Source organism: Cupriavidus sp. LA-1 (assembly GCF_055385985.1).
The window spans coordinates 2,693,522-2,708,441 of sequence record NZ_AP031388.1 but is presented as its reverse complement, the minus strand read 5'-3'; the positions used below and the strand labels follow the sequence as shown (position 1 = coordinate 2,708,441).

Below are 14,920 nucleotides of genomic sequence, written 5' to 3'. Positions count from 1 at the left end.
CCTTCACCCCTTCACCTACTTTCTGATCCATGATGGCTAGCCACCCTGCCGGCGCTCCGGTCCCTGAACCTGCCCCGGAGTTTGATTTCGTACTGTTCGGCGCCACCGGCGACCTGGCGCGGCGCAAGCTGCTGCCGGCACTGTTCGACGCCCATGCCGCCGGCTCGCTGCATCCGCGCGGGCGCATCCTGGCGCTCGGCAGCCAGCCGCTGTCCCACGACGCCTACCTGGCCATGCTCAACGATGAAGTGCTGCCGGCGCTGGCGGGCAATGCCGCGGCGGCGGCCTGGCAGGGCTTTCTCGACCGCATCCTGTACCTGCAGGTCGATGCCAACGCCGATGCCGGCTTCGATGCGCTGGCCGAGCTGGTCAATGCGCGCGCGGCACCTGTCGTAGTGTTCTACCTGGCCACGGCCCCGCACCTGTTTGTCACCATCTGCGAGCAACTGGCGCGCGTGGGCCTGACCGGTCAGCGCAGCCGCATCGTGCTGGAGAAGCCGCTCGGGCACGACCTGGCCTCGTCCGAAGCCATCAACGCCGAAGTGGCGCGGCACTTTGCCGAGGACCAGATCTACCGGATCGACCACTACCTGGGCAAGGAGTCGGTGCAGAACCTGATGGCGGTGCGCTTTGGCAACGTGCTGTTCGAGCCGCTGTGGCGGCGCGAATGGGTGCGGCAGGTGCAGATCACCATCGCCGAAGAGCTGGGCGTGGAGCGCCGCGGCAACTTCTACGATGGCATCGGCGCGCTGCGCGACATGGTGCAGAACCACCTGCTTCAGTTGTTGTGCATGGTCGCGATGGAGCCGCCCACCAGCCTGTCGGAAGACGCCATCCGCGATGAGAAGCTGAAGATCCTGAAGGCGCTGCGGCCGATCCGGCCCGAGGACGTCGCCGAGAAAGTTGTGCGCGGCCAGTATTGCCGTGGCGCCGCGGGCGGCGACCCGGTGCCCGGCTATGCCAATGAGCCCGGCATCGCGCCCGACAGCCGCACCGAGACCTTCGTGGCTATCCGCGCCGAAATCGCCAACTGGCGCTGGGCCGGCGTGCCGTTCTACCTGCGCACTGGCAAGCGCATGCAGTCGCGCGTGGCGGAGATCGTGATCCATTTCCACGATGTGCCCTACCCGCTGTTCCCGCATCCGCTCGGTGTCATGTCCGGCAACCGGCTTGTGATCACGCTTCAGCCCGAGGAAAGCATCCGGTTGTATTTCCTGACCAAGCAGCCGGGCGACACCCAGGCGCTGACTCCCGCGTCGCTCGACCTGCAATTGAACCACGCCGCGCCACGCGTGCGGCGCGTGGGCGCATACGAGCGCCTGCTGCTCGACGTGATCCGCGGCCGGCTCGGCCTGTTCGTGCGGCGCGACGAACAGGCGCAGGCATGGCGCTGGGTCGCGCCCATCCTGAAGACGTGGGAGAACTCCCCCACGCCGCCCAAGCCCTACACCGCCGGCTCCTGGGGCCCGGCGGCGTCCAGCGCCCTGTTGTCGCGTGACGGCATGGCCTGGCATGAAGAGATGTAGTCCACGTATTGACTGGTATTGCCCAAGTATTGCGGAGCACCCGAGATGAGCACTTCCCTACCGGCCTGGCAAGCCCTGCGCGCGCACGCCGACACCCTGCGCGGCACCCATATGCGCGACTGGTTCGACGGCCCGCGCGGCCCGCTGCGCGCCGAGCGTTTCACTGCGCAAGCCTGCGGCCTGATGCTGGACTACGCCAAGAACCGCATTACCGACGACACCCTGGCGCTGCTGTTCGCGCTGGCCGGCGAGGCGCGCGTGGCCGAACGGCGCGACGCCATGTTCGCCGGCGAGCCGGTCAACACCACCGAGCACCGTGCCGCGCTGCATATCGCGCTGCGCGCCTATCCGGAAGATGGCTATCGCGCGCTCGGCGTGCCCGTTGGTGCGGACGTCGCCGCGGTGCTGGCGCAGATGGAGCGCTTTGCCGGCGCGGTGCGCGGCGGCGCCTGGACCGGCTTTGATGGCCGGACGATGACCGACATCGTCAATATCGGCATCGGCGGCTCGGACCTGGGCCCGCGCATGGTCTGCCGCGCCCTGGCCGACGCGCAGGCCAGCGGCCCGCGCATGCACTTTGTCGCCAACGTCGACGGCAGCGACCTCGCGCGCACGCTGTCCGGGCTCGATGCCGCCACCACGCTGGTGATCGTCTGCTCAAAGACCTTCACCACGCTGGAAACCATGGCCAACGCCCGCACCGCGCGCGGCTGGTTCCTGCAGCAGGGCGTGACCCGTGCCGGGCTGGCCCGGCATTTTGTGGCGGTGTCGACCAACCGCGACGCGGTGGCCGAGTTCGGCATCGACCCGGCCAATATGTTCCCGTTCTGGGACTGGGTGGGCGGGCGCTTCTCGCTGTGGTCGGCGGTGGGCTTGTCGATCGCCGTGGCCATTGGCTTCGAGCGCTTCCGGCAGCTGCTGGACGGCGCGCGCGCCATGGACCTGCATTTCGCCAGCGCGCCGCCGGAAGCGAACCTGCCGATGATCCTGGGCCTGCTCGACGTCTGGTACCGCAGTTTCCTTGGTGCCGGCAGCCGCTGCGTGGCGCCCTATTGCGAGCCGCTGGAGTTGCTGCCGGCCTTCCTGCAGCAACTGGAAATGGAAAGCAACGGCAAGTCCGTGCGGCTCGATGGCGGCGCGCTCGATGCGGGCTCGGCCGCGGTGGTGTGGGGCACTACCGGCACCAATGGCCAGCACGCCTACTTCCAGATGATGCACCAGGGCTCGCAGCTGGTTCCGGCAGACTTCATCGCCACGCTGGAGCCGGTCAGCGACCTGCCTGGTCACCATACCAAGCTGCTGGCCAACTGCTTTGCCCAGGGCGAGGCGCTGCTGCGCGGACGCACCGCGGACGAAGTGCGCGACGAAGGTGTGCGCGACGAAGCGCTGGTGCCGCACCTGGTGTTCGAGGGCAACCGGCCCAGCAATACGCTGCTGCTGCAGCGCCTGGACCCTTACCACCTGGGCGCGCTGCTGGCGCTGTCGGAGCATCGCACCTTCGTGCAGGGCGCGCTGTGGCAGATCAATTCCTTCGACCAGTGGGGCGTGGAACTTGGCAAGAAGCTGGCCGCGCCGATCCAGCGCGAACTGGAAGGCCTGGCCGACGCGGGCGCGCACGATGCCTCGACCGCCGCACTGATCCGCCGCGCGCGGGCAGTAAAGACAACGGCCGCAAGCTGACCCGCGGCAGACAACACAGGAGACACCGATGTCCACGCCCCTTCCCCGCTATGTCGTGTTCGGCGAGGCCCTGACCGATATGGTCCGCCAGCCCGACGGCAGTTGGCTGGGCCTGCCCGGCGGCTCGTGCTGGAACGTGGCACGCGTGGGCGCCCGGCTGGGCCTTGCCACCGCCTTTGCGGGAGCCGTCAGCCAGGACCTGTTCGGCGATGACCTGGCGCAAGCCAGCGCCGACGCCGGCCTGGACTGCCGCTTCCTGCAGCGGGTGGCGCGCTCGCCGTTCCTGGCCTTCGTCGCCTCGCGCCACCCGCCGCAGTACTTCTTTGTCGGCGATGACAGCGCCGACCTGCATTTCGATCCGGCACGGCTGCCGCAAGGATGGCGGCAGGCCGCGCAGGTGATCCATTTCGGCTCGATCAGCCTGGTGCGCCAGCCGCTGGCGGCACGGCTGTGCGAAGAGGCCGCGCAGGCCGCGCGCGCCGGCAAGCTTATCGCCTTCGATCCCAACTTCCGCGACCTGATGCGCACGCCCGGCTACCAGGACGTGCTGGCCCATATGCTGCGCCTGGCCACCTACGTCAAGATTTCCGACGAGGACCTGGCCGGGCTGTTCCCGGCGCTCGACACCGGCGCCGCGCTCGCGCAGGTCCGTGAGATGGCGCCCGATGCCACAGTGATGCTGACGCGCGGCGCGCACGGCATGACGCTGCTCAAGGGCAATACCGCCATCGAGCAGCCGGCCATGCGCGTAGAAGTGGCCGATACCGTGGGCTGCGGCGACGCGGCCATGGGCGGATGGATGGCCGGTGTGCTCGGCAATGCCGCCGACCTGGCCGCACAGGCGCGGCTTGCCAGCGCGGCAGCGGCTGTCGCCGCGACCCGCGCCGGCGCGTATCCGCCGCTGCGGCAGGAAGTGGAAGCGCTGCTGGCCGCTACGGCAGGAACGCCGGGGTCAGCAGGCGCAGGCCAAGCGTAAAGGCCTCACGACCCCGCCTTGTAATTCGTATCCTTGACGATCTTCACCCACCTTGCCGCATCCTCGGCGATGGTCGCGCCGAACTGTTCCGGCGTGCCACCCACCACCTCATAGTCGATCGCGGCCAGGCGCTGCCTGATTTCCGGCTGCGCCAGGATGCGGTTCACTTCCTGGTTCAGCCGCGTGACGATCTCCTTGGGCGTGCCGGCCGGCGCCAGCAGTCCTGCCCAGGAATTGAAGGCCATGCCGTCAAAGCCGGCCTCATGCATGGTCGGCACGTCCGGCAGCGCCGGCGAGCGCCTGGACGCGAGCACCGCCAGCGGACGCAGCTTGCCAGCCTTGATCATCGCCATCCCGTTGAACGGGTCGATGGTCATGTCAACCTCGCCCGCCACCACCGCCTGCATCTGCGGCCCGGTGCCGCGGTAAGACACGCTGACCACGTCCGGCGTCCCCGCCGCGGCCTTGAAGCTGGCGCCGATCAGCTCGATCATGCTGCTGCCGGCCGACAGGCTCAACGGCCTGGTCTTCGATTTGGCCAGCGCCACGAACTCCTGCACGGTCTTGACCGGCACCGAGGGGTGGACCACCATCACGAAGCCGATATTGCTGATCTGCGAGATCGGCGCAAAACTCTTCAGCGGCTCATAGCCCGCCTTGTACAGCACCGGGCTCAGCGTCTGCGCGCCGGCGGTGTTCAGCAGCAGCGTATAGCCATCCGGCGCCGCGCGCGCCACGGTGTCCGTGCCGATGATACCGTTGGCGCCGGGCCGGTTTTCCACTACCACCGACTGCTTGAGCGCCTCGCCCAGCTTCTGCGAGATCAGCCGCGCCACCACGTCGGTGGCCCCGCCGGGCGCGAACGGCACCACCATGCGGATGGGCTTGCTGGGATAGGTGTCACTCCAGGCCAGCGCGGGCATGGCGCCCAGCACGGCAGCGCACAGCAGCAGCCGGCGGCGCGAGTTCGGTTTCATCGGGTTGTCTCCTGGACGGCGGTTGTCATAAGCCGGCGCCGGCATGGCCGGCCTGCCATGCCGATATTCATATTTATGAATTGGATTTTACGCACATAAATTACATCGTCAACCGAGGGTATGTGCGGACAGCCGCCGGGCCCAGGCAAGGGCAGTGCTGCGCGGTAAAGAAGGGGGCGTGCATTGCGATCAAGGCATGTGGGTGTACGTTGCCATCGGGAAGTGGACGTTGCTGCCGTGGAAGCGGGGGAACTTCTCGAAATCCGCGCGCATGTCATGCCGGACAGGGGAATTCATCGCTGCGGTGATGGCTGCCGCACTGTCGAAGACGAGCTTGTTCCGCTGCATGTAGTGAACGCGCTTCCATGGCATCGCATCCACCCAGTCCACCCGCGTGAAGATCTCGATTTCGCGTACCCCTGGAAAGAAGCGCATGATTTGCGGATGGTGGGACAGGTAGTAGTTCAGCCACGCATCGAAATCGTCGGCGTATCCGGGATAGTGAACCAGGAAGCTGCATGGCACGCTGTCGGCGGGCGTCCGGCTGACAGGATCGTCGACGGGAAACGGACGCCGGGCCATGACCTGTTGCGTGACTGTGCACCCTTGCAAGCCCGGCAGCGCAAGCCGCGCCACGGCCTGAAGGTGACCGTCCGCCGCGATTGCCGCTTCCAGCGCCGCGAGGGTGTCGAAATCCAGCTGCATCGCAAATGGCGGAGAAGGACCGTCATCTGTGTAGTAGTCCTTCGCGATTTCGGGCGTATAAAATCGCGCGCGACGCAGCTGTGGCGTGCCCATGACAATGTCGGCAACCCGCTGGAAGTCTTCGGCCCCAATACTGACAGCCGGATCCGCGCTCTCGAAGGTGACAAGATAGGAAAATTGCACGATGTGTCTCCCGAGTCCTGTGCCCGTCAGTGCCCTGCCCCCGCCGCAATGGCGGGCGCATCGAACAACTCCATGGCGCCGATGAGGTCGCGCAACTGGGCGACCCCCTTGCGCGCGCAGTACGCCACGATGCCATCGATGACGTTGGGCATCGTTTGCGGAGAGAGGAAGTTGGCCGTGCCCACCTGCACGGCTGTCGCGCCAGCGAGCAGGAACTCGATGGCGTCCTCCGCTGTCGTGATGCCGCCGCATCCTATCACCGGAATCGTCACCGCCTGCGCGCACTGATAGGCGATACGTAGCATGATCGGCTTGGTGGCTGGCCCCGTCAGGCCGCCCATCAGGTTGGCAACCCGGGGACGGCGCGTCTCCACATCGATCGCCATGGCCAGGATGGCATTGCTGACGACAAGCGCGTCCGCGCCAGCGGCCTGGGCCGCCAGTGCAACTTCCACGACATTGCCCGCATTGGGTGTCATCTTGGGCCAGACTGGCAGATCAGAGGCAGCCTTCATGGCGCGAACCACCTGAAAGGTCGCATCCGGGTCCATGCCGAAGGCCTGCCCGTCCTTCTTGAGGTTCGGACAGGACACATTGGCCTCGATCGCCGCCACTCCCGGTACGGACAGCTTGCGCGCCAGCCTGCCAAACTCTTCCACCGTGTTTGCCGAGATACTGGCGATCAGCGGCGGCTGGTAGGTCCGATAGAAAGGCACCGTCTCCTTCAGATAGTAGTCCCCGCCCTTGCTCGGGATACCGATCGAGAATAACGTCGCGTCCTTGAATTCCGCCACGCGAGGCGGAGGATTGCCTTCGCGCAAGTCGTCGGTGATCGTCTTGGTCACGATGGCGCCAAGCCGGTTCAGGTCGAACACATCGGCCAGGCCTTCGGCAAAGGTGCCGGACGCCGGCATGACCGGGTTCTGCAACCTGAGCGAGCCAATTTCCACACTGAGATCTACCACGATACGGTCTCCTGGAGGTCGAACACGGGGCCTTCCCAGCAGACCCTGCGGTAGGTGAGATCCTGCGTGTCCGCCTGCTTGCGGAACGGCCGGACGCAGGCAAAGCACGCGCCCAGTGCGCAGCCCATATGCTGCTCAAGTGCAATCTGTCCCGGGACGTCGAGGTCGGCGCTGATCCGCTGCAGCAACTGCAGCAGGCGGTTCGAACCGCAGGTGGCGACGTAGTCCAGCCTGCGCGCGGCGTGCGTGCTGCGGATCAGGGCCTCGACGTAGTCCACCTGGCTGGTGCCGTCTTCGTCCGTGACGATGAGCACCTTGGCGCCGGCCTCCCTCAGGTAGTCCGCCGACATCACCAAACCCTCGGACCTTGCGCTCAGCACAGCGGTGACCGACACCCCCTCGCTGCGCGCCCAGTCTGCCAGGGGCGTCAGGGTCGCCAGCCCCACTCCGCGGGCCAGCAGCAGGATGTGCCCGGCGCTGGCAGGCACGGCGAAGCCGCGGCCCACCGGTCCCAGCGCGTCCAGCGTCTCCCCGGCGCGCAGCCGGGCCAGGCCTCGCGTGCCCAGGCCCTGGACCTTGTACAGAAACTCAATGGTCCCCTCGTGCGGCGACACCCTGTACAAGCTCATGGGCCGGCGCAACAAGGCGGCACCGTTCTGGTCCGGCGGGCAGGCCAGATGGAAGAACTGCCCAGGCTGTGCGCGTAACGCGACTTCGGGCGCTTCGACAATGAGATGCTTGTATTCGTCGTTCACCCACTGGTTGCTGACCACCCGGCAAAGATTTTCGGCCACCGCGAATCGCGGCTCTGGCGCGCAGCCCGGTGATGAATGGCAGCACTGCGGTGCCTCCACGGCGTCTTCCAGCTCTAACATCCGACTTCCTCCCTATAGGGGTTGCTATGTCCTCGGCGGGTGGCGCCTCCTCCATGTCCACCGGGGTGACCGGTACCAGTCCGCAAGGCATGCGCGTCTCGGCGACTGCGAACCGCCTCCGCCGATGTCGATGGCATCATCGCAATCGAATAACGAATGTCATTCTATTTTTCGATCGAACGAAAGTCAAGGAAGGTTACTTGCGTGTGCAGTGTTAGCCGGTCTGTTGCCAGCCGTGTGCGCCCTTGGAAGACAATCGCCCAATTGGCGAATTACGTTTCCTTATCAGGGATGCCCGTTTACGTACGCGCCCCCGCCCCAGCCGGATGCTGAAGCCGGTCGGCAACGCTGGCCCGCCGTGACGCCGCGGGGCCCTCCGCACGTCATTGAAACCTCGCTTCCAGGGGGGGCAACCAGCAGTGAACGCCGGCACGTGCGCCAGCCTTCCGCAAGCCCGGTGGGAGAACTAGCCTGTCAGGCCAAGTAACCATCCACCGGAGTTCCAGTGAAACATATAGAAAGCGTCGTCGACCTCGTCGAGACGAAGCGGGACCAGTACATCTCCCTGGCCAACAAAATCTGGTCGTTCGCCGAGATGCGTTACGCGGAGTTCCGCTCGGCGGAGCTGCATGCCGCGCAGATTGAGCAGAGCGGCTTCAAAGTCAGGCGTGGTGTGGCAGGCATGCCAACTGCCTTTGTCGCCGAGGCCGGCTCCGGTGGGCCGGTCATCGGTTTCCTTGGCGAGTATGACGCGCTCGCGGGCCTGAACCAGGAAAGCGGCGCGCTCAGCTGCATGCCGGCGGCCGCGGCTGAAAATGGCAACGGACACGGCTGCGGCCACCATCTGCTTGGCACCGCAGCGCATCTGGCCGCGGTGGTGGCGCGAGACTACTTTGCCGCCAACAATATCGGGGCGACCGTTCGCTTCTACGGATGCCCGGCAGAAGAGGCTGCCGCAGGCAAGACATTCATGGCCCGCGATGGCCTGTTTGACGACCTGGATGTCGCGCTGAGCTGGCACCCTTCAGTCGCCAACTCTGTCTTCATGAACGCAACCCTGGCAAATGTCCAGGCGTATTTCCGCTTTCATGGAAAGGCATCGCATGCCGCCTTGGCACCCCATCTTGGGCGCAGTGCGCTGGATGCGGCCGAGCTGATGAATATTGGCGTCAATTACCTCCGTGAGCACATGCCAGATCAGGCCCGGGTACATTTTGCGTACATCAATTCCGGGGGCATCTCGACCAATGTGATTCCCGTGCTTGCGGAAGTCCTCTACACGATCCGGTCCCCGCGGAGCGAGGAGGCCATGGACCTTTTCAAACGGGTCAAGGATATTGCCGAGGGCGCGGCGCTCATGACCGGAACCCGCCTGGAGATTGTCTTCGACAAGGCGGTCTCGAACGTCCTGCACAATGACACCCTGGATCACGTCCTGGATCGCAATATGCGCGCGATCGGCGGCTTTGACGTCAGCGCCGACGAGACCCGCTTTGCTACCGCGATCCAGTCCACGATCGCCGAGGAGGATCTTGCCAACTCCTCCCGCCACTTTGCCGCCGCCTTGCGCGACCCGCGGCCGATCGTCCCCGAGATTCTCCCTTATTCCCCCGACGTCGTACGTCCCGTCACGGGATCGACCGATGTCGGTGACGTGAGCTGGGTCGTTCCTACCACCCAATGCCTGACCGCATGCTACGCATTTGGCACCGGTTTCCATTCCTGGCAGATGGTGTCGCAAGGGAAGCTCTCGCTGGCGCACAAGGGCATGCTGCTCGCAGCCAAGACGCTCGCCGCCACGGCAATCGATCTTGCCGGAAAACCGGAGACGCTACTGCAAGCCAGGGAAGAACTCCTGCGAAAGCGGGGTCGTCGTCCGTATGCATGTCCGATCCCGCCAGATGTCCTTCCTCCGCCTGCGCGCGCATAGGCAGGAAGCGTGATTTCCGGGGGCGCTGCCAGGCGCTTCCCCGGGATATTCATCCCCACTTTCTCACTTTCAGATCCATCCACACCGAGCGGCGCCGCGCATTTACTTGCGCGGCGCCGCTCGCATGTCAATGCCCGTCAAAAGCGCATCCGAATACCCAAGGCCACGATGCTGACATCGTCACCGGGCTGGCTGAGCACCACATTCGCCAGTGAACCGATGGCCTTCTTCTGGTTCAGCACATAACCCAGCCGGGCATACAAGGCCGACGTCTTCGACAGGTTGTAGTCGTAGCCAAGCCCGATAGCGACGGAATCACGGTCCGATTGGCCGGCAACGGTGCGGTAGACCGCCGAAAACTTGATCCAGTCGCGGCCATTCGGCACACTGAGCCCGATCATGTGGCTGTTAGCGACCAGGTAGCCCTCCTTGTCCGGGTTGGTCATGTTGTACTCGTATGTCAGATTCACGCCGCCCTTGAACGTGTACATCCCGCCTGCACCCAGCCACCGGTTCTTGAAAGAGCTCAGGCCTGCCGTGGGGTCGGTCTTGATCACATCGTAGAAGGCACCAAGGTAAAGCGGTCCGTTCGTATATTCGACCTGCGCGCCCTGGAAGCTCGCCTTGGGAAACCCCGGGGTCGTGACGCCGCGCGGCGCATACAAGTATTCCGCCTGGAACCCGCCGATGATCGGCGTGGTGTAGGAAATCGCGTCGCTGATCCGGGAGTCACCAATGGTCGCTCCCTTGCCAAGATCGGAACTCAGCGCCACCAACGATGCGAGCGGCGAGAATGCACCGACGCCATAGAAGGGATCGATATTGGTTGAGAGCTCGGTCGGATACTGCCGTCCGAGCCGGATGCGCCCCCATTGCGTGGACAGCAGGGACACGTTCGATTCCCGGTTGAACAGGCTCGAATCCCCCTGCATGGTGGTGCCACCGGCGGTGCCGTTCTTCAGCTTGAGCGCACTTTCCAGATTGAAACGAACGGACCAGCCATTTCCCAGCTGCTCGGCGCCCACAAAGCCGATGCGGGAGGTAGCGCCTGCACCGCTCTCCTCCTGTAGCAGCCGGTTGCTTCCCGCGCGGGAATACTGAATCCCTGCGTCCGCTACACCATAAAGGATGAGGCCGCTCGTTCCGGACAGGACATCCGGCCCCAGTATCTGAAACGGCTCCTGTGCATAGCCCACGGAATAAAAGGCAATTGAAGATCCGGCAACAAGGCGTGCGACCTGCTTCATGGATAACATGATTTCTCCGACTACTTTATTAGGGATGATGAAGTCCCGTCCGCCAGGAGCCAGGCCGTGCGGACAAGTTATTGTTTTCAACGGACGAAGCCCCCCACGGCCTTGCAAAGCAAGGCCGGCCCATTTGAATTGAGGGGGAAATGCTGCCGCCCGACCGCGGGCGGCCAGTGAATTACGGCGTGATGACCCGGGTGAGCATCGGGTAATGAATCGCACCGCCACTAAATGCCGGGAACGATGCGGAATCCGCCCGCATCTTGTCCCTCACTGGTGAGCCAAGCGCTGCCAGCAACGCCTCGGCAGAGGGAAAGGACAGCATATTCCTTTGCATGTAGTCCACCCGCTCCCATGGCATGTCGTCGTACCAGTCAACGCGCGTGAAGACGTTGATCTGGCGCACGGAGGGATATTCCTGCATGATTTGCGGATGGTGCCTCAGGTAGTATCCGAGCCAGTCATGCAGGTTTTCCGCAGCCCCGGGGTAATGGACCAGATAGCTGCAGAGTTCGGTTTCCAGACCTTCAGTATTCAAGCGGCGGAAATTGCGCGTCAGCATCGCCTGGTGATTCACCCGCATGCCTGGCTGGCCAAGCAAGGTCGATTCGCCAAATTCGCGGTACAGAAATCCGCCCCGACAAACCTGGGACTCGAGTTCCGGCAGGGTGGCAAATTCCAGCCGCAAGGCAAGCATGGGTCCGGATCCGTCGCGGTGGTAGGTCTGCACTTCGGCAGGCGTATATAGCTCCGCGCGTACCAGCCCCGGCGTCATGCGGACGGTATTGGCCAGTTGCGATATCTGCCCGGAACCAAGACGCAGCGTAGGATCGGATGGATTGGCGGCGGTGAGGAAGTACGAGAATGTCATGACACGAAGAATGAATATCAGAGAACCAGGCCAACTCAGCGGCCGCGTAGTGGCGCCGCAATAACGTCCGGCGGAATCGGGCTGACGTAGCTGCGCCCACCAGTGCGCCACCGGTGCTCAGCCTTTGCTTCGGCAATCCACTCCGGATGATGGAACATGTCCAGGGCGGTCGCCGCCATGACCTTGGCAGCGTGCAGCATTCCCTTATGGGCAGCCGGCAGCTTGCCCTGGGCAACCAGCTGCCAGGTGTGCATATGGGTTCCCACGGCGTAGCAAGCGCCGAGGTACTGGGTCGTCGGCGCAATCCAGCTCACGTCGCCCACATCGCTGGACCCCGTCAAGGTGCCAGGCTCGCCTGCCAGGGCAAGCGGCGCCTGCCACAGCCCGTGGGCGTTCGCCGGGCCGTTATATGAAGCCATGCACTCACGCAGATCCTCGGCGGTGAAACTGGCTTCCAGCCGCGCGGCAAAGGCGTGGTCGGACTCGTCAAAAGGCGGACTGCCCAGCGCCTCGAGATTGCGCATCATCAGGTTCTCGATAACGCCGTTGCGAATGACATCCGAACAGGCCCGGTCAAACTCCATCGTGACGGACGTCTCGGTCATTAATGCCGCCGCCTCAGCGATCTGCCGGACGCGCTCGAACAGCTCACGCGCCCCCACGATATCCGGCGCGCGCACGACATAGAGCACCTCTGCCTTCTCCTGCACGACATTGGGCGCCTTGCCGCCCGCATCGGTGATCGCGTAATGCACCCTGGCCTCCTGGGGCATGTGCTCGCGCAGGAAATTCACCCCGACGTTCATCAGCTCGACGGCATCGAGCGCGCTCCGGCCCAGGTGCGGCGATGCCGCGGCGTGTGACGCAATGCCCGAGAAACGGGATGCGGCCTGGATGACGGCGAGCGCTTTGTACTTGAAGATCCCGGAGAACGGCCCCGGATGCCAGGTCAACGCAAAATCGAGATCGTCGAAAACACCTTCCCGGGCCATAAAGGCCTTCCCTGCGCCGCCCTCTTCCGCCGGACAACCGTAGTAGCGAACGATACCCGCCCGGCCATGCCTGGCGTTGCCATCCCGGGCGGCGACGGCAGCGAGCATCGCGCCCACCCCGAGCAAGTGATGGCCGCAGCCATGTCCGCTGGCCCCTTCGCAGAGATGGCGTGCCTCGATGGCCCCCGGCTCCTGGCTCATGTTCGACAATGCGTCGTACTCCCCCAGGAACCCCGCAACGGGACCGCTCTCGCCGGCTTCCGCCATGAATGCGGTGGGCAGCCCGCCAAGATTGCGCGTGATGCGGAAGCCCTCGCGCTCAAGCAATTCAATCTGGGCCTCGACCGACTGAAATTCCTGCCAGCGCGTCTCCGCAAGATCCCAGATACGGTCCGCCAGCGCGACATAGGTGTCCCGCCTGGCCTCGATCACGGTGCCGACGAGGTCCGTGTGTCCTTGTCCTTCTGCTCTCACGCGCTGACTCCTGCATATTGATTCGGGAAGGCACCACGCATCGTGCCGCGTAGCCGGGCCGCAGGCTTGACCACGGGTGGCCGGACGTCATCCGGAATCGCGCATTGGTACGGATGCCCGGCCGCTGCCTGCCGGAACTCCTCCTGTGCCCGTGCGAGGGTTTCCGGATCGGCAAACAGTCCGGCAGCGGTTGCCGCCATGATCTTTGCCGTGTGGGTCATGCCCTTGTGGGCCACGGACGCCTTGCCCTGTGCGACAAGCTGCCAGGAATGGAAGGGCGTACCGAGCGCAAAGCACGCGCCGAGGCACCGTGCCGTCGGCACAACCCAGCTCACGTCGCCGACATCCGTCGAGGCACTGAGCACCGCCGGCATGACCTCCGCCGGCAGCACGCCCTCATGCAGCACCCCCGACAGCCGCTGGGCGCCGAATATCTGCAGGCTCGCCTTCGCTTCCTCCGGAGAAATGGCGGCCTGCATCCGGGCCGCGAAGGCGCGATCGGCGTCGTCGAAGGGCGTGGGCCCGAGCGCCTGCATCCGCGCATACATCAGCTCGGACAAGACATTGTTGGGGCGCATATTGGACATCGCCCGCTCAATGCGATACGCCATCGAGGTACCGGTCATCATGGCGGCGCCTTGCGCGATCTTGCGCAGGCGCTCCATGATCGACTGCACCACGGCAAGCTCCGGGGAGCGAAGCTGGTAAACCACCTCCGCCCTCGCCTGCACCACGTTCGGTGCCATGCCGCCGGTATCGTGGATGGCGTAGTGCAGCCGTGCATCGCTAGGGATATGTTCCCTGAGGTAGTTGGCCGCCACGTTCATCAGCGTCACTGCGTCCAGAGCGCTGCGCCCGAGGTGCGGAGCGGCCGCGGCGTGCGCGGCTACGCCGGAAAACGTGAAGCGGACATGGATGGTCGCAAGCGTGGCCATCGCGTCGATGGCAAGGATGCTGGCCGGATGCCACGTCAGGGCCGCGTCGAGTCCGTCGAAGGCACCGGCCCGGGTCATGAAGACCTTCCCGGCGCCACCTTCTTCCGCCGGGCATCCGTAGTACCGCACCCGCCCGGGGCGTCCGGTGCTCTGCAGCCAGTCTTTCACCGCGAGGGCGGCCAGAAGCGTGGCGCCACCCAGCAGGTTGTGCCCGCAACCGTGTCCGTTTCCCGCGGCGACGCGGGGCGCCCGCGCCGTGGCGTCCGCCTCCTGGCTCAGTTGGGGCAGTGCGTCGTACTCGCCAAGGAAACCAATGACCGGCCCCTCGCTGCCCGCTTCCGCGATAAACGCGGTAGGAATCCCCGCCACGTCTCGCGTCACGCGAAAGCCGTTGGCTTCGAGTTCGCGGACCTGGAGTTCGACCGACTCATGCTCGTCGTACGCCGTTTCCGCGAAATCCCAAAGACGATCACTCAGATGCGAGCAAAGCGGACGGTAAGCCTCGATTCGCTCGGCGATTTCCTGGTCAATCTCGTGCATATTCCCTGAACGCTCCATCCCCCGGGCCTCCTGCTTGATAT

The 14,920-nt window shown here is 65.0% G+C and carries 12 protein-coding genes; 4 read left to right on the top strand and 8 right to left on the bottom strand.

Annotation, left to right across the window (positions count from 1 at the left end; all coding sequences use genetic code 11):
* Window positions 1-29: 29 nt before the first annotated feature.
* From zwf to ACZ5MJ_RS31310, 3 genes are read left to right on the top strand one after another with little or no spacing between them, the layout of a single operon-like run.
* Window positions 30-1,526 carry a glucose-6-phosphate dehydrogenase gene (zwf, locus tag ACZ5MJ_RS31320; protein ID WP_464224956.1) on the top strand — a complete coding sequence of 499 codons (1,497 nt, stop codon included), beginning with the start codon at window positions 30-32 and terminating at the stop codon, window positions 1,524-1,526.
* Between the two features lie 45 nt (window positions 1,527-1,571).
* Entirely contained in the window at window positions 1,572-3,206 is a 1,635-nt protein-coding gene (gene pgi, locus ACZ5MJ_RS31315; protein ID WP_464224954.1) for a glucose-6-phosphate isomerase, read from the top strand.
* A 28-nt stretch (window positions 3,207-3,234) separates the two neighbouring features.
* Entirely contained in the window at window positions 3,235-4,182 is a 948-nt protein-coding gene (locus ACZ5MJ_RS31310) for a carbohydrate kinase family protein (protein ID WP_464224952.1), read from the top strand.
* Window positions 4,183-4,187: 5 nt separating this feature from the next.
* On the opposite strand, the gene ACZ5MJ_RS31305 is transcribed toward ACZ5MJ_RS31310, so the two are convergent.
* The 4 genes from ACZ5MJ_RS31305 to ACZ5MJ_RS31290 all read right to left on the bottom strand — a co-directional run bounded on the left by ACZ5MJ_RS31305 (window position 4,188) and on the right by ACZ5MJ_RS31290 (window position 7,887).
* Window positions 4,188-5,159 (bottom strand): Bug family tripartite tricarboxylate transporter substrate binding protein, encoded by a 972-nt coding sequence (locus ACZ5MJ_RS31305; protein WP_464224951.1) that lies wholly within the window; start codon window positions 5,157-5,159, stop codon window positions 4,188-4,190.
* A 189-nt stretch (window positions 5,160-5,348) separates the two neighbouring features.
* Window positions 5,349-6,047 carry an EthD family reductase gene (locus tag ACZ5MJ_RS31300; RefSeq protein ID WP_464224949.1) on the bottom strand — a complete coding sequence of 233 codons (699 nt, stop codon included), beginning with the start codon at window positions 6,045-6,047 and terminating at the stop codon, window positions 5,349-5,351.
* 26 nt (window positions 6,048-6,073) lie between these two features.
* A complete protein-coding gene (locus ACZ5MJ_RS31295; RefSeq protein WP_464224947.1) occupies window positions 6,074-7,012 on the bottom strand; it encodes a dihydroorotate dehydrogenase in 939 nt (312 codons plus the stop codon).
* Window positions 7,006-7,887: a dihydroorotate dehydrogenase electron transfer subunit gene (locus tag ACZ5MJ_RS31290; protein ID WP_464224945.1), complete on the bottom strand. Its 882-nt coding sequence runs from the start codon at window positions 7,885-7,887 to the stop codon at window positions 7,006-7,008. Before ACZ5MJ_RS31290 ends, ACZ5MJ_RS31295 begins: the two co-directional genes overlap by 7 nt.
* Window positions 7,888-8,392: 505 nt before the next feature.
* Between ACZ5MJ_RS31290 and ACZ5MJ_RS31285 the strand changes: the two genes are divergently transcribed.
* Window positions 8,393-9,817, top strand: coding sequence for an amidohydrolase (locus tag ACZ5MJ_RS31285; protein ID WP_464224943.1), 1,425 nt, complete (start codon window positions 8,393-8,395; stop codon window positions 9,815-9,817).
* Between the two features lie 137 nt (window positions 9,818-9,954).
* Here the strand turns inward: ACZ5MJ_RS31285 and ACZ5MJ_RS31280 are convergent, their stop codons facing one another.
* The 4 genes from ACZ5MJ_RS31280 to ACZ5MJ_RS31265 all read right to left on the bottom strand — a co-directional run bounded on the left by ACZ5MJ_RS31280 (window position 9,955) and on the right by ACZ5MJ_RS31265 (window position 14,879).
* Window positions 9,955-11,073 (bottom strand): porin, encoded by a 1,119-nt coding sequence (locus ACZ5MJ_RS31280; protein ID WP_464224941.1) that lies wholly within the window; start codon window positions 11,071-11,073, stop codon window positions 9,955-9,957.
* 172 nt (window positions 11,074-11,245) lie between these two features.
* Window positions 11,246-11,938, bottom strand: coding sequence for an ethyl tert-butyl ether degradation protein EthD (locus ACZ5MJ_RS31275; protein WP_464224939.1), 693 nt, complete (start codon window positions 11,936-11,938; stop codon window positions 11,246-11,248).
* Window positions 11,939-11,973: 35 nt separating this feature from the next.
* On the bottom strand, window positions 11,974-13,404 hold the full coding sequence (locus ACZ5MJ_RS31270; RefSeq protein WP_464224937.1) for a M20 family metallopeptidase: 1,431 nt from the start codon (window positions 13,402-13,404) through the stop codon (window positions 11,974-11,976).
* A complete protein-coding gene (locus ACZ5MJ_RS31265) occupies window positions 13,401-14,879 on the bottom strand; it encodes an amidohydrolase (protein ID WP_464224934.1) in 1,479 nt (492 codons plus the stop codon). Before ACZ5MJ_RS31265 ends, ACZ5MJ_RS31270 begins: the two co-directional genes overlap by 4 nt.
* Window positions 14,880-14,920: the final 41 nt, after the last annotated feature.